The sequence below is a fragment of the Brevibacterium daeguense genome (assembly GCF_021729135.1).
Taxonomy (GTDB): domain Bacteria; phylum Actinomycetota; class Actinomycetes; order Actinomycetales; family Brevibacteriaceae; genus Brevibacterium; species Brevibacterium daeguense.
Genome location: NZ_JAJTWW010000020.1, coordinates 74087 through 96976 on the forward strand (window position 1 = coordinate 74087; position 22890 = coordinate 96976).

A 22890-nucleotide genomic window follows, 5' to 3' on the forward strand; every position below is an offset into this window, starting at 1 on the left:
TCCTCCCCGCTCTGTCATCACCGCGCCTGCTTCGGCTCGCGCCGATGGAGGTCAAGTTCTTCCAGAGGTGCCTACATGCTCCGGTACTGGGCCTGAGAGTTTCCCGGGGAGGGATTGCACCTACGGCGCCGCGTGCAGCGGCTCTCCCGAAACATGTCGTAGCGGCTATTCAACTGTTCCGACCATCTTACGGTCTCCACCCGACCGGTGCATAGTCATCGGCGACAGGGCGCGCTCCGCCGGCCGGGCGCCTCGGCGCTGGGGCACCCGGCCAACCCGCCGGGCGCCTCGGCAGCGCGGCAGCGCCCGACCCGCTGTCGCGCTGCCCGCGCTCAGCTCCCCAGGAAGATCGACTTCAGCGAGAAGTACGCCGCCAGGCCCTCCGGTCCGAGCTCTCGGCCGAGGCCGCTGCTCTTCACTCCGCCGAACGGCGCGCCCCAGTCGAGGTTGTAGCTGTTGACGCCGAACGACCCGGTGGCGACCCGGCGGGCGACCTGGAGCCCGCGGTCCTGGTCGGCGGTCCACACCGTGCCGCCGAGCCCGTACTCGGAATCGTTGGCGAGTGCGATCGCCTCGGCCTCATCGGTGTACGGGATGACCGAGAGGACCGGTCCGAAGATCTCCTCGCGGGCGATCGCCGAGGAGTTGTCGACGTTGCTGAACACCGTCGGCTCCACGTACCAGCCCCGGTCGATGTCCTTCGGCTCGCCGCCGCCGGTCGTCAGGGTCGCGCCCTCGGCCTTGCCCTGCTCGATGTAGCCGAGCACGCGCTCCTTCTGTGCCTTGCTCACGAGTGGCCCGATGAACGTGTTCGGGTCGAGCGGATCACCGACCGGCAGCGACGATGCCATTGCGGTGATCGCCTCGACGAACTCGTCATAGCGGGACTTCGGCGCCAGGATCCGCGTGGACATGTAGCAGGTCTGGCCGGTGTTGAGCAGGGATGCCGTCGCCAGCCCGGTGACCGTCTCCGCGACCGGCGCGTCCTCGAGGATGATGCCGGCCGATTTCCCGCCGAGCTCGAGCGTGACCGGCTTGAGGAGCTCCCCGCAGACCCGGCCGATCTGCCTGCCGGCGCGGGTCGATCCCGTGAATGCGACCTTGTCGACACCGGGGTGGGCCACCAGGTGCTTGCCGGTCTCCGGTCCTCCGGGGACGACGTTGATGACTCCCGGCGGGATGCCGGCCTCCAATGCCGCCTGTGCCATCGTGAAGGAATCGAGAGTGGTCTCCGGCGACGGTTTGAAGACGACCGTCGACCCCGAGGCGAGGATCGGGGCGAGCTTGAACATCGCCAGCACCGCCGGGTAGTTCCATGGGGCGATGGCGCCGACCACGCCGATCGGCGTCCTCTGCACCACCGTCGTGCCGGTGCCGTCCACGCGGGGGCGGATCTCCTCGAGCTCGACCGACTCCGCCAGTGACGCGTAGTAGCGCAGCAGCGCCACGACGCCGTCGCCTTCGGCGAAGCTTGCGATCGAGATCGGCATGCCGTTCTGGGTGCTGACCAGCCGGGCGCGCTCGTCCTTCCCGGCCTCGAGCACATCGGCGAAGCGATTCATCAGCGCAGCGCGCTCGGCCTGGGTGATCTCCGCCCATTCAGGTGAGGTCAGCGCCCGGCGGGCCGCCGCGACCGCGGCGTCGATGTCGGCCGGCGAGGCTTCGGGGAAGGACCCGATGCGCTCCTCGGTGGAGGCGGAATAGGCGTTGATGGTCTCGGTGCCCTGCGGGGCAACCCAGGTCCCGTCGATGAACAGCTCTGAATGGTCGGTCACGGCAGACTCCTGTGTCTGGCAGCTGCGCCAAGGTGATGAAAGGCCGAAGATGCTGAAAAAGCCGGTGTTCATCGTCGAACACCAGCGATGACAACGTTATGGAGCAGGATTTTGAAAGTCAAGAACGATCAGCCGTTCAATCTTCACTCAGACTTCACTGTCGAGAGCAATCCCACAACTCGCGTTGCCACCGGCACCCGGCGGGGTCGTTAGGGTGATGTTGAACTGGGCGTCACGCTCCCCTGAACTCGCAAAGGAGACCGCCATGCTCATCGAGCGCATCTACGATCACGATCTCTCGCAGGCCGCCTACCTCCTCGGCTGCCAGGAGACAGGCGAGGCCCTCGTCGTGGACGGGCGTCGGGACGTCCAGGCCTTCACCGGCCTGGCGGCGGCCAACGGCCTGCGGATCACCGCCGTGACGGAGACCCACATCCACGCCGACTACCTGTCGGGCACCCGCGAGATCGCCGAGGCGACCGGCGCGCAGATCTACGTCTCCGGTGAGGGCGGACAGGGCTGGCAGTACGGCTTCGACGCCCAGCGCCTGCACCATGGCGACACCTTCACCGTCGGCACCATCACCGTGCAGGCTCTTCACACTCCCGGTCACACCCCCGAGCACCTGTGCTTCCTCGTCACCGACGGCTCGATGACCGATCAGCCGGGCTACCTGCTGTCGGGTGACTTCGTGTTCGTCGGCGACCTGGGCCGACCGGATCTGCTCGACGAAGTCGCCGCCGGTGACGACACCCGGTTCGCCGGTGCCCAGGACCTCTTCGCCAGCCTGCGGGATGTGTTCCTCACCCTGCCGGACTGGGTGCAGGTTCTGCCCGCTCACGGCGCCGGCAGCCCCTGCGGCAAGGCTCTGGGCTCGATCCCGTCGTCGACGGTCGGCTACGAGCGCCTCTTCTCCTGGTGGGCACCGTACCTGCGCGACGGCGACGAGCAGGGATTCGTCGACGAGCTGCTCAGCGGTCAGCCCGATGCGCACTCCTACTTCTCCCGGATGAAGCGCCAGAATCGCGAGGGCCCGGCAGTCATGGGACGTCGTCCCTCCCTGCCCGAGCTCGACCCGGCCCAGGTGGCCCAGTCGCTCGTCGTCGGCGAGGTCATCGTGGTCGACACCCGGCACAACTCGCTCGTGCACTCCGGCACCGCCGCGGGCAGCCTCAATATCCCGGCCGCGAAGCCGGCCGCCTACGGCGCCTGGGTCTACGACCCGGAGCGCGAGTCCCGCCCGGTTGTCCTGCTGGCCGACACCTCCGAGCAGGCCGAGGAGCTGCGCGATCACCTGGTGCGCGTGGGGATCGACGAGTTCGCCGGCTACATCACCACGTTCGACGGCCTCCCCCTGGTCGAGCCGGAGACCGTCGCCCCCTCCGAGCTCGCCGCGACCGACTACGAACTGCTGCTCGACGTGCGCGGCAAGTCCGAGTTCGCAGGCGGGCACATCCCCGGCGCGACTCAGCTCAACGCCGGCAGGGTGATGTGGCACCTGGACGAACTCCCCCAGGACGGCGGCACCATCGTGTCGTACTGCCAGTCCGGCGTGCGCAACTCGGTGGCCGCCTCGGCGCTGCGGGCCGCGGGCTACCGGGTGCTCGAGCTCGAAGGCAGCTACAACGGGTGGTCCGACTGGAACAGCACCCGAGGCGCCGCAGCCGAGGAGCCCGCCACCGCCTGAGCTCGTCGGTCTGGTGCGAGGGCGGGCGGTGCGGGCAGACCGAATCTGCTTCCGCGGAAACTTCTTCCGAGACAGTAGTTGACATTTCATCTACTTCTGGGGCACACTGGAACAGGAAGGTCGGGGAACGCCGGCCGGAACTCAGACTCAAGGAGAGAACCTATGACCGTTGCACTCAGCACTGGCACCTGGAACCTGGACATGTCCCACACCGAGATCGGCTTCACGGTCCGCCACGCGGGCATCAGCAAGGTGCGCGGACAGTTCGCCGACGCCGAGGCCACCCTCGTGATCGGCGACACCCTCGCCTCGTCCGCCGTCGAGGCGTCGGTGAAGACCGCGTCGTTCGACTCCAACGACGACAACCGCGACGCCCACGTCAAGGGCGAAGACTTCTTCGACGTCGAGAAGTACCCGGAGATGACCTTCAAGGCCACCAGCGCCGAGGGCGACTTCGAGGACTTCAAGCTCACCGGTGACCTGACCATCAAGGACACCACCCTGCCGGTCACCTTCGACGCCGAATGCGGCGGCGTGGCAGTCGACCCCTTCGGCGCCACCCGGGTGGGCTTCTCGGCCAAGACCCAGATCTCCCGCAAGGAGTTCGGCCTGACCTGGAACGCAGCCCTCGAAGCCGGCGGCGTGCTCGTCGGTGACAAGGTCACCATCGAGATCGACGCGGCCTTCGTCCTGCCCGAGGCCAACTGACTCCCATCCCCTTTCGCGGGTGAATCCCCGGTGCCGGCTTTCGTCGGCACCGGGGATTCTCGCATCAGCAGACGCTGCGCGACCGCAAGCACATGAACACCGACCGAATTTCACCTGGGGGGAGGCGACTTCCTCTGTGGACCGTGTGGCGGCAGAGAGGACCGTGATGCCACAGACACCAATGCCCGCCCCGGAGACGGAGACGGGCACCGATCCGGTCAGCCAGTGGGGCCTCGTCATCGAGGGCTTCCAGGCCACCAACGACAAGATCCACGCCGCGGTCGCGTCGACTTTCTCGCTCGACCGGGCAGAAGCAGAGACCCTGCTGCGGCTGGCAAACGCTGCCGAGCAGCGCAAGCCGATGGCAGCCATCGCGCGGGAAGCACAGTTCACCAGCGGCGGGTTCACGAAAGTCGCCGACCGGCTCACCGAGCGCGGCCTGGCCGAACGGGCCCGCTGCACCGTTGACCGCCGCGTGATCTACCTGGAACTCACCGCAGCAGGCGCCGAGCTGGCAGAAGACCTGTCCTGCCTCATCTCCGACCTGGTGCGCTCGATCTACACCGACGTCCTCGGAGCGGAGCGCGCGCAGCTCGTCGCGGAGGCGATGGCGGAGCTGCGCGCGAAGAACCTGACCTGAACCCGTCAGACCTGGTGGGCGATGGTGCCGTCGACCACCGTCATCAGCACCTCGGTGTCGCGGATCCTGAGGGCGTGCTCGAACAGAGCCTGCTCGGACTCGGCCTCGCCGGTCTTGCCGTTGTAGCCGTCGCCGTTGAGCGGGTCGGTGTCGACCACGATGAAGTCGGCGGCCCTGCCCGGCGTGATCCGGCCCATCCGGGAGTCCAGTCCGGCGGCGAACGCCACACCGGCCGAGTGCGCCTCGATCGCCTCGTAGGAGCTGATGCGTCGTTCGGGCTGGAAGGTCGTCGCCGGGTCGCCGGAGATGTCGGCCCGGGTCATCGCCGCGTAGATCGAGGCGAACGGGCTGGTCGGCTCGACCGGGCCGTCGGAGCCGAAGGCCACGGGCACCCCGGCAACCGCCATGTCGTGCCATGCGTAGGCCGCAAGCGACTCGTCGGGCTGCAGCCGGCGCAGCAGGTGCAGGTCGGAGATGCAGTGGCGCGGCTGCATGGAGGCGACGACACCGAGCTGGGCGAAGCGCGCGATGTCGGCGGGCTGGATGAACTGCGCGTGCTCGATCCGGTGTCGGAACCGACGCGTGAAGTCACGTTCGGCGCGGACCATGAGATGCTGGGTGGCCTCGTAGGCGTCGAGCACCTCGTGGTTGGCCTGGTCGCCGATCGCGTGGATCGCCAGCGCGATGCCGGAGCGCAGCGCCTCGGTGATCTGCTCCCTGAGCACCTCCTGGGTGGCGATCTGCAGGCCGTGCTCGAGCCCGTCCTGGGCATCCGCGTACGGGGCGGACATGTAACTGGTCTGCGAACCGAGGGCCCCGTCGGCGAAGAGCTTGAGTCCGCCCTTGGAGAACCACAGATCGCCGTCACCGGTGCGCCAGCCGCTCTGCTTGGCCCACTCGAACTCCTCCAGGCGCAGGTACTTGACCACCCGCAGGAGCTGCTGGTCAGCCTGGCGCAGGGCCTCCCACGTCTGGGTGGATGCCGCGCCGTCGAAATCGTGGATGCCGACCAGTCCCTGGGACAGCCACAGACGCTGCGCGGCGAGCATCCGCTCGGTGCGCAGGTCCAGCGGCGGAACGGGAATGGTGCGCTCGACGACGGTGGCGGCGTCCTCGCGCAGGATGCCCGTGGGAATCCCGGCGCCGTCGCGGACGATCTCGCCACCGCGTGGGCTGGGGGTCGCCTCGTCGATGCCGGCGGCGGCGAGCGCGGCGCCGTTGCACCACAGGGTGTGGTAGTCGATGGACCAGAGCGCGACGGGGCGGTCCGGCACCGCGGCGTCGAGCAGCTCGCGGTCCGGCTGAACCGGGGAGCTCCACGTGTTGAAGTCCCAGCGCCCGCCGGTCACCCACACGCCCTCGGGCAGCGACTCCGCATGTTTGCGGACGGCCTCGACCGCCTCGGGCAGGGACCGGACCTGACGCAGGTCCACCTCGGCCAGGGAGTCCGCGTACATCGAGGCATGCAGATGGGCGTCCATCAGTCCGGGGAGAATGATCTTCCCGCCGCAGTCGATCTCCTCGAGGTGCAGGGTCTCGGGCGCCAGATTGCGCAGCTCGTGGAGATTGCCCGCCGCCACCACCCGCCCCTGTGACTCCAGCACCGCAGTCGCAACGGGGTTGGCCGGGTCGAAAGTGTGGACGGTGGCGTGAGTGTAGAGACGCATAGATCAAGTGTACGGAGGTTGCCCGGCAGGTCTCCTGAAGTTCGATGTGAGTGTCTTCCCATCTCACGGCACATATTCCTAGGTTTCGCGGCCGCACCGGACTCCCAGAAAGTTCTACGAGTTGTAGAATGCGCACATGGCCGACCGCATCAGCTCCTCGAGCAGCCCAGGCTCCTCGAACAGCCCAGGCTCCTCGAACAGCCCAGGCTTCTCGAACAGCCCAGGTGTCCCTCGCAGCTCGGACCAGTCGACCGCACCGGGCGGCCGCTCCGGCTCCTGGTTCTCCCGACCCGACTCGCGCCTCGGCGCCGGCATGCGGATCGTGCTGCCGGCGGTGTGGCTGGGGCTGATCATCGGGATCTCGCTCATCGAGGCGCCGCTGAAGTTCCAGGCACCCGGCATCACGATCCCGCTGGGGCTGGGGATCGGGCGTCTGGTCTTCGCCGCGATGAACGTCGTCGAGCTCGTCATCGCGGTGATCCTGCTGTGGGCCACCCTCCGCCGAGGCGTCAGCGCCTTCCAGCGGAATCTCACCTTCGGGCTGATCGGGGTGCTGCTGATCAAGGTCGTCGGCATTCGGCCGCTGCTCAACCGGCGCACCGATCTGGTGCTCGCGGGGATCGACGGCGGCGGGTCGTCCTGGCACTACTTCTACATCGCCGCCGACGGACTCCTCATCGTGGGTCTGGTGACGCTGCTGGTGGTGGCCGTCCGCGCCTCGGTCCGACCGTACGCGCCCGACGGGACTCCCGCGCCGCGCGGATGACCGGCCCTCACCCCGCAGCCGCGTCCTCCCACCGGACGTCGGCCGGGGCCTTGTCCGGCCGGAGCCCGCGCCAGACCGGGTGGCGCAGCCGACCGTCGCGGGTCATCCCCGAATGCCTGACCTCGCCGACGAGCTTCGCGCTCGTCCAGTGAGCGTCACGGCGGTCCTCGTCCGGCACGTCCGGGGCAGCCGGTGTCTTGCGCGTCATCTTCTCCAGTCGTGAGCGCAGCCGGGCCAGCTCCTTGTCGTCGAAGCCGGTGCCCACGCGGCCCGCGTAGCGCAGCTTCCCGTCCTCGGGGAGGGCCAGCAGCAGGGAGCCGAGCGTATCCGCCCTGCCGCCATTGCCCTGCCGCCAGCCGATGATCACGACCTCCTGGTGGGCTTCGTGCTTGATCTTGATCCAGCTCGCGGAGCGCCGGCCCGGGCGGTAGACGGAATCATCCCGCTTCGCGACGATCCCCTCCAGGCGCAGCTCACGACTGATGGCCAGCGCCGTGGACAGTGGAACTCCCAAATTGTCGGGGATCTGCACGTGCTCACCCGAGCGCAGCGCGGTGAACAGGAGCTCGCGGCGGTCCTCGTAGGGCCGGGCGATCACGCTCCCGTCCTCCGGAGTGCGCAGCACATCGAAGGCGAACAGGTAGACCGGCGTGCTCGTCATCGCGCGCTCGATCTCCCGTGCGCCGGCGAGCTTGCCGCGGGTCTGCAGGAGTCCGAAGTCGGGCCGGCTGCTGCTGTCGAGCGCGACGATCTCCCCGTCGATCACGGTCCCCGGCTCGGCGAGCTCCGCCAGCTCCGCGAGCTCGGGGAAGCTCGCCGTCAGGTCCGCGCCGCTGCGGCTGCGCAGCTCCACCCCGTCCTCGCGCACGCCGGCGATCACCCGGTAGCCGTCCCACTTCCCCTCGTAGGCCCACCCGTCCTCGTTCCCGAGGCTGGTGCCGGTGCCCGCAGTCGCGAGCATCGGCGCGGGCAGCGCCTCGGTCCACGGCGGGGAGTCGTCGGCATCGGAGTCGTCCGCACCGGCGCGGGCGGTCGGGCGCTTCCGCGGTTGGCGGGCACCGGATTCACTCTCCGCCTTCGCCTTCCCGGCCTTCGCTCCCCCGGCCTTCGCACCGCCCGCTTTCGAACCCCCGGTCTTCGCACCGCCCGCTTTCGAACCGCCGGCCTTCGAACCACCGGCCTTCGCTCCCCCGGCCTTCGCACCGCCGCCCGTCGCGTCCGCGTCCGCGTCCGGCTGGTCCTTCATCAGCTGCATGAGCCAGTTGTCGCCCTCGCCCGCGTGGATGAACACATAGCGCCGAGGCACCCCGCCCAGACCGCCGCCCGGCCGGCCGTGGAGGACCGCGATGACTTCCCTGCCCTCGCGCCACTTCTCGATCTCGACGGTGCCGCTGTCCCAGATGGTCACCTCGCCGGCCCCGTACTCCCCCTTCGGGATCGTGCCCTCGAAGGTGGCGTACTCCATGGGGTGGTCCTCGGTCTGCACCGCCAGCCGGTTGACGCCCCTGCTCAGCGGCGGGCCTTTGGGAACCGCCCAGGACACGAGCACATCGTCGTGCTCGAGCCGCGTGTCGAAGTGCAGCCTGCGGGCGTGGTGCTCCTGGATGACGAAGATCGGCTCCGTCCCCGAGGCGGCCGGCGCCTCCGCCGGAACCGGCTCCGGCGTCCTGCTCGCGTCCCGCTTGGACCGGTACACGGTGAGCGAGTCGCGGGCGGGCGCCTCGGCGGCGGGCTCCCCGGCGGCGTCCAGTTCAGGGTCCATGTCGAGGGGCCCCGCCGGGTCGATGCCGAGGCCGGCCATCGGGTCGATGCCCGCCTCGACCCGCTCCATCGCCTCGCCGAGGTCGAGCTGGGCGAGGTCCGGGTCCTCGAGCTCCTCCCAGGTCCTGGGCGCGGCGACGTTGGGCCAGGCCCGGCCGCGCAGGGAGTACGGGCACACGGTGGTCTTGTTCCAGTGGTTCTGGCTCCAGTCGAGCAGGATCCTGCCCTGCCGCAGCGACTTCTTCATGTCGCTGACGACCAGGTCGGGGTGGTCGGCCTCGAGGGAGCGGGCGAGCTCGTGGGCCACGGCAGAAACCTGCTCGGACGTGTAGCCGCCGTCGAGTCCGGCGTAGAGGTGGATGCCCTTCGACCCGGAGGTCACCGGCACCGCCTCAAGATTCATGTCGGCCAGGATCGACCGGCACATCCGTGCCAGCTCGGCGCACTCGGGCAGCCCGACACCGGGGCCCGGATCGAGGTCGAGCACCATCCGGTCCGGGTTCTGCTTGGAACCGTCGGGGGCGAACCGCCACTGCGGGGTGTGGATCTCCAGCGCCGCGACCTGACCGAACCACGCGAGCACGGCCGGCTCGTTGACCATCGGATAGATGTTCGTGTGATCGGAGTGCTTGAGCGGCATCCGCGGCACCCAGGACGGCGCGGAGTCCTCCAGGTTCTTCCGGAAGAACGGCTTCTTCGGCCCTCCTTCGGCCCCGACCCCGTCGGGCCACCGCTTCCGGGTGGCCGGGCGCCAGGCTGCCTGCGGGATCAGCACCGGGGCCACTGCGAGCAGGTACTCCTGGATGTCGGCCTTCGTCGTCCCCGACTCCGGGTACACGACCTTGTCCAGGTTCGACAGCGACAGCGAGCGACCGTCGACGGTGACGGTCTGCCGCTTGCGCGATCCGGCCGCGGCCATCGCCCCTCCTGGCAGTCCCCTGCAGGCAGCCCCCTGCCCGCAGCCAAGGAACCTTGTGTTCCCCGCTGAACTCGATACGCTTGTTCAACAGCCATGATAGTGCCGCCTGCGGCTCGTCGACAGGGGTGGGAACATGAGAGCGATCTGGTCCGGGACCGTGGCCTTCGGGCTCGTCAGCGTGCCGGTCAAGCTGTACTCGGCGACCAAGGACCACGACATCTCCCTCCACCAGGTCCACGACGCCGACGGCGGCCGCATCCGCTACAAGCGCCAGTGCGAGGTCTGCGGGCAGCAGGTCGACTACGAGCACATCGACAAGGCCTACGAGGACGGCGAGGACACGATCATCCTCACCGATGAGGAGCTCAAGGCGCTGCCGGCCAGCGAGGACAAGGAGATCGAGGTCGTGCAGTTCGTGCCCGACGAGCAGATCGATCCGATGGCCTTCGAGAAGAGCTACTTCCTGGAGCCCTCCTCGAAGTCGGCGAAGGCCTACATCCTGCTGCGGCGCACCCTGGAGGAGACCGAGCGGACGGCGATCGTGAAGTTCGCGCTCCGGTCGAAGACCCGGCTGGCGGCGCTGCGGGTGCGCGATGACGTCATCGTCCTGCAGACCATGCTGTGGGCCGACGAGCTGCGCGAGGCCGAATTCGAGTCGACGAGCGCGGATGTCAACATCAGCGATCGGGAGCTCACGATGTCCCGGGCGCTCGTCGAGCAGTTCTCCGACGACTACGAGCCGGAGAAGTTCGTCGACGACTACCAGGAGCAGCTGCGCATCCTCATCCAGGAGAAGATCGAGCACGGCGAGGCGATCGACACCGAGGCGACCTTCGGCCGAGTGCCCGAGGAGGACGCGGACACCGGCGGCGATGTCATCGACCTCATGGAGGCCCTCAAGCGCAGCGTCGACGCCAAGCGGCAGGAGGCGAAGGAGGGGTCGGGCCGGGGGCGTTCCAGCAGCGCGCCCGAGGATTCCGACGCCGAGGCGGAGAAGCCGCCGTCCAAGAGGCGGGCCTCCCGCCGCACGGCCGACGACGAGGACGCCCAGGCGGACGCCGCTTCCAGCGTGAAGAGCACCGACGAGAGCGACGACGAGAAAGACGAGGAGTCGACCGCGAAGCAGAAGTCGAGCCCGCGTCGCAGCACCGGCAGGAGCACGAAGAGCTCGACGAAGAGCGGGACCGGCGGTGCGCGCAGCGGATCCAGGAGCGGATCCCGGAGCACCGCAGCCTCCAAGTCCTCGGAATCCAAGTCCTCGGAATCGAAGCCCGCAGCCTCCAAGTCCCGGAGCACCAAGGCTCCCGCGGCGAAATCCGGGGGGACGAAGTCCACCTCGAAGTCGGCGAAGTCCGCCTCATCGAAGAGCGCGTCCGAAGGCACCGGTCGGAAGTCCCGCAGCTCCCGGAAGTCCGCCTGATCAGGACGGACCTGTCGCGATCAGCGATCAGGAGTGTGACCCACGACACGCTGGAGCGGTTGGACAGACCTGGAATCATTTAGGTAATTTGGGCGTTGTCGAATTAAATAAGGGAAGCCTGACCTAAACACCAGTACCGCTGGATCGCGGGTGTCGGTCCGGCTCCCTGCACACGCCGTTGCGTGTCACTGATGCCAACGGGTGCCACCGATCACAAGGAGCCATCGCCGATGCTCGCGAAGAACCGTCGCCTTCCCGCCGCCATCGCCGCCTCTGCGGCCCTGATCCTCGGGCTGTCCGCCTGCGGGAACTCGGAGGCCGAGAGCGCGAGCGCCGCAGCCGAGGAGACCGGCGGGGAGACCTCGACCGTCCAGATCGAGGACAACAACGGCACGCAGGACGTCGTCGTCCCGCCGCAGAGCGTCGTCGCCACGGACAACCGCCTCTTCGAGACCCTCGACACCTGGGGTGTCGAGCTCAAGGCCGCTCCCAAGCAGCTCGTCCCCGAGGGCATCTCCTACCGCGATGACGAGGAGGTCATCGACCTCGGCAGCCACCGCGAGCCGGACCTCGAGGCCGTCGTCGCCGCCGAGCCCGACCTCATCATCAACGGTCAGCGCTTCTCCCAGTACCACGAGGACTTCACGAAGCTCGCCCCCGAGGCCACCGTCCTGGCCCTCGATCCCCGTGACGGCGAAGCCTTCGACGAGGAGCTCAAGCGCCAGACCGAAGCACTCGGCACGATCTTCGACCGCGAGGATGACGCCCAGCAGCTCGTCGAGGACTTCGATGCCTCGATCGAGCGCGTGAAGGGCGCGTACGACGCCGAGGACACCGTCATGTCCGTGATCACGTCCGGCGGCGAGATCAACTACTCGGCTCCTGGCGAAGGCCGCACCCTGGGCCCGGTCTACGAGGTCCTGGGCCTGACTCCTGCGCTCGAGACGGAGGACTCCTCCGCGAACCACCAGGGCGATGACATCTCCGTCGAGGCGATCGCCGAGTCGAACCCCGATTGGATCCTGGTCCTGGACCGCGATGCCGGCGTGAGCGCCAACTCCGAGGAGGAGTACACCCCGGCCAACGAGCTCCTCGCGGACTCCGAGGCGCTGCAGAACGTCCAGGCCGTGCAGGACGAGAACATCGTCTACATGCCGCAGGACACCTACGTCAACGAGAGCATCCAGACCTACACCGAGTTCTTCAACACCGTCGCCGATGCGATGGAGAAGGACTGACCCCCTGGTGCTCGATTCGCACACCTCTGACACACGGACCGTGGGTCGCCGGCTGGAAGGCCGGCGGCCCACGGGGCGTCTGTTCACCTGGCCGCTGCTGCTCGGACTGATCGGCACGGTCGGGCTCGTCGTGCTGTCGCTGTTCGTCGGCGTCTACGACATCTTCGGCGCCGAGGACGGCGGTGAGATGTTCGCGATCACCCGCATCCCGCGCACGGTCGCCCTCGTGCTGGCAGGCGCCGCGATGGCGATGTGCGGCCTGGTCATGCAGCTGCTGACCCAGAACCGCTTCGTCGAGCCGACGACGACCGGCACCACGGAGTGGGCCGGCCTCGGCCTGCTCCTCGTGATGATCGTGTGGCCGGACTCCTCGCTGCTGGTCAAGATGACCTTCGCCGTCCTCACAGCGTTCCTCGGCACCATGATCTTCTTCGCGTTCCTGCGCCGGGTGACGCTCAGGTCCTCGGTCATCGTCCCGATCGTCGGCATGATGCTCGGCGCAGTCGTGGGCGCGGTCTCGACCTTCATCGCGCTGCAGACCGACATGCTCCAGAGCATGGGCATCTGGTTCGCAGGCTCCTTCACTTCGGTGCTGCGCGGCCAGTACGAGCCGCTCTGGGCCGTGGCCGTGATCGTGATCGTCATCTTCATCGCCGCCGACCGCTTCACCGTCGCCGGACTGGGTGAGGAGATCGCCACCAACGTCGGCCTCAACTACAACCAGGTGCTGCTGCTCGGCACCGGTCTCATCGCGATCGCCACCGGAATCGTCACCGTGGTGGTCGGCAACCTGCCGTTCCTCGGGCTCATCGTGCCCAACATCGTGTCGATGTTCCGCGGCGACGACCTGCGCTCGAACCTGCCGTGGGTCTGCCTGCTCGGCATCTCCATCGTCACCGTCTGCGACATCATCGGACGCACCATCATCATGCCCTTCGAAGTTCCCGTCTCCCTGATCCTCGCGATCATCGGCGCCGCCGTGTTCATCGCCCTCCTCCTCAGGCAGCGTCGCCGTGGCTGAGCGGATCCCGAACACCCAGCCCGCCGAGGCGTCCGCCGGCACCGCCGAGCAGGCCGCACCGCCCGTGCCCGAGGCGCGGACCGGTGTCGAGCAGTCCCCCGGCTTCCCCACCGCCCGGTCCGCGAATCGGCCCACGGGCACGCCGACGGGAGCTGCCGCCCGCCGCCGCTCGACCGGCGCCCTGCTCGACCCCGTCGACGGCCACTCCCTGTCGCCTCGGTCGGTGCACAAGCCCCTGGGCGGCGGTTCCCGGCTCGCCTCGCCGAACCGTCGTCATGCCGGCCCGCTGCCCACCGGGCGTGCCAAGCGGCGCTACTGGTCGGTCTTCGCCGTCCTCGCGGTGCTGGCGATCCTGACGACGGCAGGCTCGCTGGTCTGGGACAACCCGATGCCGCTCGGAACAGACGGCTTCTGGCTCATCGCCCAGATGCGCGCGACGAACCTCGTCATCATCGCCATCGTCGCCTTCTGCCAGGCGATCGCCACCGTGAGCTTCCAGACGGTCGCCAACAATCGGATCATCACGCCGTCGATCATGGGCTTCGAGTCCCTGTACCGGCTGGTGCAGACCGGTTCCGTGTTCCTCTTCGGCGGCCTGGGCCTGGTCATGATGACCGGCACGCTCCAGTTCTTCCTGCAGATCGTGCTCATGGTGGTCTTCGCCGGCCTGCTGTACGGCTGGCTGCTGTCGGGCAAGTACGGCAATCTGCAGATCATGCTGCTCATCGGCATCATCCTCGGCGGCGGGTTGGGCGCGCTTGCGACCTTCATGCAGCGGCTCCTCACGCCGAGCGAGTTCGATCTGCTCACCGCCCGGCTGATCGGCAGCATCGCCAATGCCGACGCGAGCTACCTGGCCCTGGCGATCCCGCTGGCAGCCGCGGCCGGCGGCGTGCTGTGGTTCGGCTCCACCCGCCTCAACGTCTTGGCGCTGGGCCGCGAGACCGCGGTGAATCTGGGAGTCGACCACCGCCGGCAGACGATCCTCGTGCTGCTCCTCGTCTCGGTTCTCATGGCGGTGTCGACCGCGCTCGTCGGACCGATGACGTTCTTCGGCTTCCTCGTCGCGATGATCGCCTATCAGCTGGCGGACACGCACGACCACCGGTACATCTTCCCGATGTCCTGGCTCATCGGCTTCGTGGTGCTGGCTGGCGCGCACTTCGCGCTCAAGAACTTCTTCTACGCCGAGGGCTCGGTGGGCGTCATCATCGAGATCGTCGGCGGCACATTCTTTCTCATCTACATCCTGCGGAAGGGACGGCTGTGATCACTCTCAGTGCGGTGACCAAGAACTACTCGTCCGAGGTCGCGATCGGACCGGTCGACCTCACCATCCCCAACGGCGGCGTCACGGCTCTTGTCGGCCCCAACGGTGCCGGCAAGTCGACGCTGCTGACCATGATCGGCCGCCTCATGGGAATGGACGAGGGCACGATCGAGATCGCCGGCTACGACATCGCGAAGACGAACTCGAAGGACCTGGCCAAGATCGTGTCGATCCTCCGCCAGGAGAACCACTTCGTCACCCGGCTGACGGTCCGTCAGCTCGTGGGCTTCGGTCGCTTCCCGCATTCGAAGGGCCGCCTGACCCGCGTCGACGAGGACATGATCAGCCAGTCGATCGACTTCCTGGGCCTCACCGACCTCGAGGGGCGCTATCTCGACGAGCTGTCCGGCGGCCAGCGACAGCGCGCCTACGTCGCGATGGTGCTCGCGCAGGACACCGACTACGTGCTCCTCGACGAGCCGCTCAACAACCTCGACATGCGCCATTCGGTGCAGATGATGCAGCACCTGCACCGGGCTGCGCGCGAGCTCGGGCGGACCGTGGTCATCGTGCTCCACGACATCAACTTCGCCGGCCACTACGCGGATCGGATCTGCGCGGTCAAGGACGGCCAGGTCGTCCAGCACGGGACCTCCGACGAGATCATGCGCGATGAGGTGCTGTCACACGTCTTCGACACCCCGGTCAAGGTCATCGCGGGCCCCCACGGTCCGCTGGCGGTGTACTACTGAGCCCTCCCGGTCACAGGCAGGAGCGGATGAACTCGAAGCGCTGGGCGGTGTCGGCCGCGATCATCGGGTCGAAGGGCTCCACCGGGCGCAGCACCTGCAGCCCGGCCTCCTCGGCGATGAGCGCGCCGGCCGCCCAGTCGTAGATGCCCAGTCCCCGCTCGTAGTACGCGTTCACCCTGCCCTCAGCGGCGAGGCAGAGGTCGATGGCCGCGGAGCCGGCGCGGCGGATGTCGTCGAAGCCGTCCATCACCCGCACCAGGTCGGCGAACTGGATCTCCCGCCGCTCCGGGGTGTAGCTGAAGCCGGTGGCGACCACGCGCCCGCGTCGGGCGGGCGGAGTGCCGCGGAGGCGAACGAACTCCGAGGTGCCGCCCGGCTGCGGCAGAGCTGCCGCCTTCCACGCTCCCAGCCCTGAGCGGGCGAACCACACCGTTCGCAGCTGGGGAGCGGCCACCAGGCCGATGACCCACTCACCGGTCGAGGCGTCCCGGCCGCCGATCGAGAAGCAGTGGTGCTCCATCCCGCGCACGAAGTTCACCGTGCCGTCGATCGGGTCGACATGCCACTCGATGCGGGAATCCGGGTCCCCGGCAGATGCAGAGGAGTTGAGCAGAAGAGCAGAGAGACCCCCGCCGACAGGGACGTCAGCAGGAGTCTTGGCTTCCGCGCCCTCCTCGCCGACCACGATGTCGTCGGGCCGATGACGGCGCAGGTACCCGGTGACCAGCGACTCGATCTCCGAGTCGGCGATGGTCACCAGATCATTGGGATTGTCCTTGGCGTCGACCAGCTGATCCGCCAGCCGGCTTCGCCAGTGCTCCATCCGCGCGCAGGCGACTGCGGCGGCGTCTCTCGCCACGACGAGGAGCGGGTCCGCAAGAAAGGTCTCGGCATTCACGAGTCGAGCCTAGCCCGATCTCTCGGTTCACGGAGCCCGACCGGTCGCGTCAGGCGACCGGGTTGGCGGAACTCTGCTCCCCGACCTTGGACTGAGAGACATCCTCGGTCGAGATCGCAGCGATGTCACCGGCGACCCCAAGGCTGCCGGGACGCGACTCGACCTTTCGCTTGTGGCGACGCACAATCTCCTGGACGGCCTGCGAAGAGGTGCCTGCCGCCTCTGCGATTGCCGCATAGGTGACGCCCTCATCCCGCGCATGCAGGATCGCGGAGACGTAGTTCGCACTCACCCGGCTCCGCTGCTTGGCGATCCGACGAACTGTGCTGACGACTGCCTTCTGTTCTGACGACAACTCTCGTGCGCGACGCGACATGTATTCATACCCCACAACCGCTCGTGTCGAATCTCGACTGGTGAACGGATCACAAAGACCGGTCCATCCGCGCTCGTCTGCGCCGTGGACCTCGCAATTTGGCTGTGTCCATTCGGTCGACGAAGAAATGAACCACTCTTCAGTGCCAAGATGGACAGTCAGCTACTTTACCGTAAGAAACCGAAAAGTTCATCTCCTCTCCTCTTTTCGGAAGAACTGCTTCTGCACAACTACCCTTGTCAGAATCCATTGTCCATGGAATGGGGCCGGGAGATCAACCACAATGGGCATATGAATTGGAGCCCCGCCCCGCCGTCCGTCCGCCAGCCGGACTTCCCCGCTCCCGATCCCGCGCGCGTGATCGCCACTGGACGAGCTCTGAGCGCGCGCGGCCTACGCGACTTCAGCGTCGATTCGACCGACCGGGCCGCGTTCTCCTCGGACGGCTCGCTGTTCCGCCTGGTGCCGCTTGCCGTGGTCTTCCCCCATGACGCGGCCGAGGTGTCCGCCGCGCTGGCAGTCGCACGCGAGCTCGACGTGCCGCTGACTTCCCGCGGGGGCGGCACCTCGCTGGCCGGCAACGCCGTCGGATCCGGGATCGTGCTCGACTTCTCCCGGCACATGAACGCGGTCCTGAAGCTGCTGCCGGAGGAGCGGGCGGTATGGGTCGAGCCCGGCGTCGTCCACGCGGTGCTGCAGGCCCAGGCTCGCCGGCACGGGCTGCGGTTCGGCCCGGATCCGTCGACGGTGTCCCGGTGCACGATCGGCGGGATGATCGGCAACAACGCCTGCGGTCCGCGGGCGATGGGCTACGGACGAACCGTCGACAACGTGCTGGCGCTGACGGTGATGCTCGCCGACGGGACGATCGTCGAGCTCGACGGGAAGGCCGACGCCGGGAAGTTCCCGCGCCTGCAGACGCTCATCGGCGAGAGCCTCCAGACCATCCGCACCGAGCTCGGTCACTTCTCCCGCCAGGTCTCCGGCTACGCTCTCGAGCACCTGCTGCCCGAGAACGGCTTCGACCTGCGCCGGGCGTTCGTCGGCTCGGAGGGCACGTGGGGCATCGTGCTGGCCGCGAAGCTGCGGCTGGTCACCGACCCGGCCTTCGTCACCACCGTGGTGCTCGGCTACCCCGACATGCCGGCTGCCGCCGATGACGTTCCCGTGCTGCGCCGCTTCTCGGCGACGGCGTGCGAGGGCATGGACCGGCGGATGCTCGATCGCCTCATCGCCACCAAGGGGCCTGCGGCGGTGCCGCAGATGCCGGCCGGCGGCGGCTGGCTGGTCGTCGAGCTCGCCGGGGACGACGAGGCTGCCTTGGCCGAGCAGGCCCGAGAACTGGTGGGCGCCTCCGCGGCGGACGACGCGATGATCCTGCCGGGTGCTGCCGCGGCGCCGATATGGAAGATCCGGGCCGACGGGGCAGGGCTGGTGTCGCGCACCCCCGACGGCAGGGACGCGCACGCGGGGTGGGAGGACTCGGCGGTCCCGCCCGAGCGCCTGGGCGACTACCTGCGGGACCTCATGGGCCTGCTTGACGAGCACGGGCTGTGGGCGCTGCCCTACGGGCACTTCGGCGACGGCTGCCTGCACATGCGCGTCGACTTCCCGCTGGAGGCCGACGACGGCCGGCAGAAGATGCGCGACTTCATGTTCGCCGCCGCGGACCTGGTCGCCCGGCACGGCGGTTCGGTGTCCGGCGAGCACGGTGACGGCCGCGCCCGCAGCGAGCTGCTGCCGCGCATCTACTCCCCCGCCGCGATCGCACTGTTCGCCCGGGTCAAGCAGCTGTTCGACCCCCGCGGCCTGCTCAACCCGGGGGTCATGGTCGATCCTGACCCGCTCGACGGGGGGATCCGGCTGGCGATCAGCCGTCCGGGTGACCTGCTGCCGGTGCGCGCGAGCGGGCTGGGCTATCTGTTCGACAAGGACCGCGGCGACTTCGGCACGGCGGTGCATCGCTGCACCGGGGTGGGCAAGTGCCGGGCGGATTCGGCGGCCACCGGCGGTGTGATGTGCCCGTCGTTCCAGGCGACGCGCGATGAGAAGCACTCCACGCGCGGTCGGGCCCGCGTGCTGCAGGAGATGGTCTCCGGTGATCTGGTGGCCACGGATTGGAACGCGCCGGAGGTGCACGAGGCGCTCGACCTGTGCCTGAGCTGCAAGGCGTGCGACTCCGAATGCCCCACCGGCACGGACATGGCGGCGTACAAGGCCGAGGTGCTCCATCAGAGCTACCGGGGCCGGATCCGGCCGATGAACCACTACGTCCTCGGGTGGCTGCCGTGGCTGTCCCGGCTCGCCGCTCCGGTGGCGCCGCTGGCCAATGTCGCCGAACGGGTGCCGGCGCTGGGGCGGGTGGCCAAGAAGCTGGCCGGGATCGACGCCCGCCGGCGCATCCCCACGTTCACCCGGACGACGTTCGAGCGGTGGTTCGCGAAGCGGGCGAAGTCGGGCGTGCTGCAGGCGACAGGAGGCACACATGCCGAGGCAGGAGGCACACATGCCGAGGCGACCGGCACTGCCCGCCCCGGACGCCGGACCCGCGAGGTGGTGCTGTTCGCCGACACCTGGTCGAATTTCTATGCGCCCCGGGTGCTCGCGGCCGCGGTCGAGGTGCTGCTGGACGCAGGGATCGATGTCCGGGTCATCCCGAGCACCGAGTGCTGCGGCCTGACCTGGATCTCGACCGGACAGCTCGACCAGGCGAAGAGAGTGATGGCAGCCGCCGTCGACGCACTCGACCGCACCGGCGAGGTCCCGATCATCGGCGTCGAGCCGTCCTGCGTCGCGACCCTGCGGGACGAGACGGGCAAGCTGCTGGGCACCGCGGCTGCGGCCCGGGTTGCCGCCCGCACGAAGACCCTGTCCGAGTTCCTGCTGGAGATCGCCTGGTCCGCGCCCGATCTCTCGGACCTCACCGCCGTCGTGCAGCCCCATTGCCACCACAGCGCGGTGATGGGCTTCGACGCCGACCGCGAACTGCTGTCGCGCACGGGCATCACGGCCCAGGTGCTGGGCGGCTGCTGCGGCCTGGCGGGGAACTTCGGGGTGGTCGCAGGCCACTACGAGACCTCGGTCGCCGTCGGCGAGGTGGCGCTGCTGCCGACGGTGCGGGAGGCGCCCGAGGATGCGATCGTGCTGGCCGACGGCTACTCATGCCGCACCCAGCTGGCGGATCTCAGCGACCGGCCGGGCGTGCATCTGGCTGAGCTGCTGGCCTGGCGGCTGGGGCGCCTCGGGCAGAGGACTCGATGAGGAGCTGACCGTGTCGCAGGTGCACGAGCCGACCGGGAGCCACTCGGAGAGCCCGGGCCGCTCCCCCGTGGAACGCTGGGAGAGCAGGGTCGAAGTCCCACTGCTGCTGCTGTCTCTCGCGTTCATCGCGGCCTATGCGTGGAGCGTCATCGATCCGGCGCTGAATCCGACGCTCGAGGGCTTCCTGCGCGCGGTCACGTGGGCGGTCTGGGGGACATTCATCGTCGACTTCGCGATCCGCATCGCCCTTGCCCGGAACCGATTCCGGTATCTCCGGGAGCACTGGTACGACTTTCTCTTCGTCGTGCTGCCGATGTTCCGAGTGCTGCGCGTCCTCCACATCCTCGGCACGCTGCGCATCCTCGGCCGAGTGCTCCACGACCGAGTCATCGGGAGGACGGGGATGTACGTGGTCGTGTCGGCGGTGCTCTGCAACTTCTTCGCCGCCCTGGCAGTCCTCGATGCGGAGCGGGAGGCCCCGGGGGCGCTGATCACGAACTTCGGCGACGCCCTGTGGTGGGCAGCGGTGACGTCGGCGACGGTCGGTTACGGCGATGTCTATCCGGTCACCGTCCTCGGCAGGATCATCGCGGTCGGACTGATGATCGTCGGCATCGCCCTGCTGGGCGGCGTCACGGCCGGCATCGCGGCCTGGCTCGTCGACGCGGTCCAGCGGGACAGGCGCCGACGAGCTCCGGAGACCGGCGCCGCTCCTGACGAGGACGCCCGCCGGCACACAGGCTAGGCGCCCAGCAGCCGCCGTCAGGCCTTGGCGGTGAGGACCGGAACCTCGGCGTCGAGCAGGATCCGCTGGGCCTGGGAGCCGAGGATGAACTTGCCGATCGCGCTGCGCTTGCGCAGGCCGATGACGATCAGCTGCGCCTCGTGCTCGGCGGCGAGCCGATTGAGGGTGTCGGCCAGGTCGTCCTCGTGCGGGGGCTGCTCGACCTCGACGTCGACGCCGGCTTCCGCTCCGAGCGCGATGATCCGTTCGGCTTCCTGCTTGCGAATGGTGGTGACCCCGTTCGCGGCGCCCCGGCGCGGCGAATTCACCACGATCGCCGTGGTCTTGCGGAGTCTGGCCTCGGCGAATCCGAGCTGCAGTGCGGCCTCGCCCTCCGGGGAGGGGAGGTAGCCGATGAGTACCGTCATAGCCGCAGTATAGGGACCGGACGGGGACAGTGGCGAAAGTCACCTCGGACAGTCATCCTGGTCTCATATCTCCAGTCCCGGGAAGCTCCCCTGCCGAGCGCGCTGTCGATCAGCGGTCTCCTCATCCACTGCGCGCAGGTGGTCCACGGCTGGTTGGTGACCAGCATGCGCGCCCCGGAGTTCATTCCGGTGGAGGACTATCCGCAGATCAGCGCCGAGATCGGCATCCACGGGATGTACCCGCCGGACGCGTTCCCGGAGGACGATTCCCTGCAGGAGATCCTGGGGGTCTTCGACCGGGTGGTGGAATTCATCGATCACGCGGCCGCGGAGATCGATCTCGATGCCGAGCTGCCGAACAACCCGCCGTGGCTGCCGGATGACGCCGCGCTCACCGGTCGCTGGGTGTGGCTGCACCTCATCACCGAGGTAGCCCGTCATGCCGGCCACGCCGATCTGATCCGCGAGGCGCTCGACGGGCAGAAGGCCGAAGAGCTCAACGAGCAGGTCGATGGCGGCGAGCGCGCCTGAGTCGAGAGCGGCGGACGATCAGCCGAGGTACAGGTCGACGTTTCGACGGAAGCGTTCGACCTCGACGTGAAAACCCGGTGGGTCCAGCACGGTGAACGGCTTCTCCAGGCCGAGCAGCAGCATGATCACCCACTGCGGACCGGCCGCGCCGAGGACGACCTCGCATTCGTCAGCGCCCGTGGCGACGACGGTGCCGGCACGGGCGGGGATGGCGGCGGACACCTCGGCGGCGGGGGCTGCGACCCGCGCCCGCACCGTCGTCGGGTACACGGCGGCAGTCACCTGTCGGCGCACGAACTCCACCGGGTCGGGCGTCTGCCGGGGTCGGAAATCGAAGGTCGTGATGTGGCTGCGGGTGATCCGGTCGAGCCGGAAGGTGCGCCACGCATCACGGCTGCGGTCCCAGGCCACGAGGTACCAGTGGCCGCCGAAGACGACCACGCGGTACGGCTCGACCCGGCGCTCCTCGCCCTCGCCGATCGGACCCGTGGACCCCGTGCTGCCGGGAACGGAGGACTCGGTGGCGAGCCCCCGGTAGCGCAGGTCGATGAGCCTGCGCTCGGCCACCGCCGAGGCGACCGCCGCCAGAGTGCCGATCGGCACCTCCGGCTCGTTGCCCGGGGCTGCGCTGATCGCCTCCGTGGCCCGGTCGATGCTGGCGGCGATGGCCGGCGGAAGCACCGAGCGCAGCTTGCGGACAGCGGTTTCGACATGGGCGGTCTGCTCGCGGGCGGCGCCCGGGCCGCGGACCCCCTGACCCGCCAGGGTCCGGAGTGCGAGGGCGACCGTGAAGACCTCGTCGGGGGTGAACTGCAGAGGCGGCAGCACCGCTCCGGCGGGAGCAGCGTAGCCACCGCCCACCCCCGGTGCCGCATCGATCCGGTATCCCTGCTCGCGCAGCAGTGCGATGTCGCGCCGGACGGTGCGCACCGAGGCGCCGAGCTGCGCGGCGAGCTCCGCGGCCGACAGCTGCCTTCCGGTGGCGAGGATCGCGAGCAGGTCGAGCATCCGCGAGTTCATATCTCGATTGTCTCTCGATTGCGGCCAG

At 68.8% G+C, this 22890-nt stretch carries 19 protein-coding genes and 1 riboswitch; of the genes, 12 read left to right on the top strand and 7 right to left on the bottom strand.

Translation table 11 applies throughout. The features are described from left to right. Positions 1-71: 71 nt before the first annotated feature. A riboswitch (glycine riboswitch) is annotated at positions 72-159 on the bottom strand. Between the two features lie 173 nt (positions 160-332). Beyond that, positions 333-1775 (bottom strand): aldehyde dehydrogenase, encoded by a 1443-nt coding sequence (locus LXN01_RS14065; RefSeq protein ID WP_236866042.1) that lies wholly within the window; start codon positions 1773-1775, stop codon positions 333-335. Positions 1776-2040: 265 nt separating this feature from the next. On the opposite strand from LXN01_RS14065, the gene LXN01_RS14070 reads away from it, so the two are divergent. The 3 genes from LXN01_RS14070 (at position 2041) to LXN01_RS14080 (ending at position 4810) form a co-directional block, all read left to right on the top strand. Beyond that, positions 2041-3462: an MBL fold metallo-hydrolase gene (locus LXN01_RS14070; protein WP_236866044.1), complete on the top strand. Its 1422-nt coding sequence runs from the start codon at positions 2041-2043 to the stop codon at positions 3460-3462. 162 nt (positions 3463-3624) lie between these two features. Beyond that, positions 3625-4170: a YceI family protein gene (locus tag LXN01_RS14075; RefSeq protein ID WP_236866046.1), complete on the top strand. Its 546-nt coding sequence runs from the start codon at positions 3625-3627 to the stop codon at positions 4168-4170. Positions 4171-4336: 166 nt separating this feature from the next. Further along, positions 4337-4810 (top strand): MarR family winged helix-turn-helix transcriptional regulator, encoded by a 474-nt coding sequence (locus LXN01_RS14080; RefSeq protein WP_236866048.1) that lies wholly within the window; start codon positions 4337-4339, stop codon positions 4808-4810. Between the two features lie 5 nt (positions 4811-4815). On the opposite strand, the gene LXN01_RS14085 is transcribed toward LXN01_RS14080, so the two are convergent. Next, positions 4816-6477 carry an amidohydrolase gene (locus LXN01_RS14085; protein ID WP_236866051.1) on the bottom strand — a complete coding sequence of 554 codons (1662 nt, stop codon included), beginning with the start codon at positions 6475-6477 and terminating at the stop codon, positions 4816-4818. Positions 6478-6613: 136 nt separating this feature from the next. Between LXN01_RS14085 and LXN01_RS14090 the strand changes: the two genes are divergently transcribed. Then, complete coding sequence (locus LXN01_RS14090) at positions 6614-7243, top strand: hypothetical protein (protein WP_336885279.1); 630 nt, start codon at positions 6614-6616, stop codon at positions 7241-7243. 7 nt (positions 7244-7250) lie between these two features. On the opposite strand, the gene LXN01_RS14095 is transcribed toward LXN01_RS14090, so the two are convergent. Next, the gene (locus tag LXN01_RS14095; protein WP_236866053.1) at positions 7251-9923 is read right to left on the bottom strand and encodes an ATP-dependent DNA ligase; all 2673 of its coding nucleotides are present in this window, start codon (positions 9921-9923) and stop codon (positions 7251-7253) included. A gap of 133 nt (positions 9924-10056) precedes the next feature. Here LXN01_RS14095 and ku point away from each other — a divergent pair, with 133 nt between their 5' ends. From ku to LXN01_RS14120, 5 genes are all read left to right on the top strand, one after another. After that, the gene (gene ku, locus LXN01_RS14100) at positions 10057-11343 is read left to right on the top strand and encodes a non-homologous end joining protein Ku (protein ID WP_236866055.1); all 1287 of its coding nucleotides are present in this window, start codon (positions 10057-10059) and stop codon (positions 11341-11343) included. A gap of 230 nt (positions 11344-11573) precedes the next feature. Continuing rightward, a complete protein-coding gene (locus tag LXN01_RS14105) occupies positions 11574-12581 on the top strand; it encodes a siderophore ABC transporter substrate-binding protein (protein WP_236866057.1) in 1008 nt (335 codons plus the stop codon). Between the two features lie 7 nt (positions 12582-12588). After that, complete coding sequence (locus LXN01_RS14110; RefSeq protein WP_425547667.1) at positions 12589-13602, top strand: ABC transporter permease; 1014 nt, start codon at positions 12589-12591, stop codon at positions 13600-13602. A gap of 235 nt (positions 13603-13837) precedes the next feature. Next, positions 13838-14872 carry an iron chelate uptake ABC transporter family permease subunit gene (locus LXN01_RS14115; RefSeq protein ID WP_236866131.1) on the top strand — a complete coding sequence of 345 codons (1035 nt, stop codon included), beginning with the start codon at positions 13838-13840 and terminating at the stop codon, positions 14870-14872. Further along, entirely contained in the window at positions 14869-15624 is a 756-nt protein-coding gene (locus LXN01_RS14120) for an iron ABC transporter ATP-binding protein (RefSeq protein WP_236866060.1), read from the top strand. Before LXN01_RS14115 ends, LXN01_RS14120 begins: the two co-directional genes overlap by 4 nt. Positions 15625-15634: 10 nt before the next feature. Here the strand turns inward: LXN01_RS14120 and LXN01_RS14125 are convergent, their stop codons facing one another. Continuing rightward, on the bottom strand, positions 15635-16522 hold the full coding sequence (locus LXN01_RS14125) for an inositol monophosphatase family protein (RefSeq protein ID WP_236866062.1): 888 nt from the start codon (positions 16520-16522) through the stop codon (positions 15635-15637). A 49-nt stretch (positions 16523-16571) separates the two neighbouring features. After that, positions 16572-16814: a hypothetical protein gene (locus tag LXN01_RS14130; RefSeq protein ID WP_236866070.1), complete on the bottom strand. Its 243-nt coding sequence runs from the start codon at positions 16812-16814 to the stop codon at positions 16572-16574. 375 nt (positions 16815-17189) lie between these two features. On the opposite strand from LXN01_RS14130, the gene LXN01_RS14135 reads away from it, so the two are divergent. Continuing rightward, the gene (locus LXN01_RS14135) at positions 17190-20159 is read left to right on the top strand and encodes an FAD-binding and (Fe-S)-binding domain-containing protein (protein WP_236866077.1); all 2970 of its coding nucleotides are present in this window, start codon (positions 17190-17192) and stop codon (positions 20157-20159) included. A gap of 10 nt (positions 20160-20169) precedes the next feature. Further along, positions 20170-20904 carry a potassium channel family protein gene (locus LXN01_RS14140; protein ID WP_236866078.1) on the top strand — a complete coding sequence of 245 codons (735 nt, stop codon included), beginning with the start codon at positions 20170-20172 and terminating at the stop codon, positions 20902-20904. Positions 20905-20921: 17 nt separating this feature from the next. Here the strand turns inward: LXN01_RS14140 and LXN01_RS14145 are convergent, their stop codons facing one another. Beyond that, the gene (locus LXN01_RS14145) at positions 20922-21311 is read right to left on the bottom strand and encodes a universal stress protein (protein ID WP_236866079.1); all 390 of its coding nucleotides are present in this window, start codon (positions 21309-21311) and stop codon (positions 20922-20924) included. Positions 21312-21368: 57 nt separating this feature from the next. Between LXN01_RS14145 and LXN01_RS14150 the strand changes: the two genes are divergently transcribed. Continuing rightward, positions 21369-21842, top strand: coding sequence for a mycothiol transferase (locus LXN01_RS14150; protein WP_272902517.1), 474 nt, complete (start codon positions 21369-21371; stop codon positions 21840-21842). A gap of 18 nt (positions 21843-21860) precedes the next feature. Here the strand turns inward: LXN01_RS14150 and LXN01_RS14155 are convergent, their stop codons facing one another. Then, positions 21861-22862, bottom strand: coding sequence for a helix-turn-helix transcriptional regulator (locus LXN01_RS14155; protein WP_236866080.1), 1002 nt, complete (start codon positions 22860-22862; stop codon positions 21861-21863). Between the last annotated feature and the right edge of the window lie 28 nt (positions 22863-22890).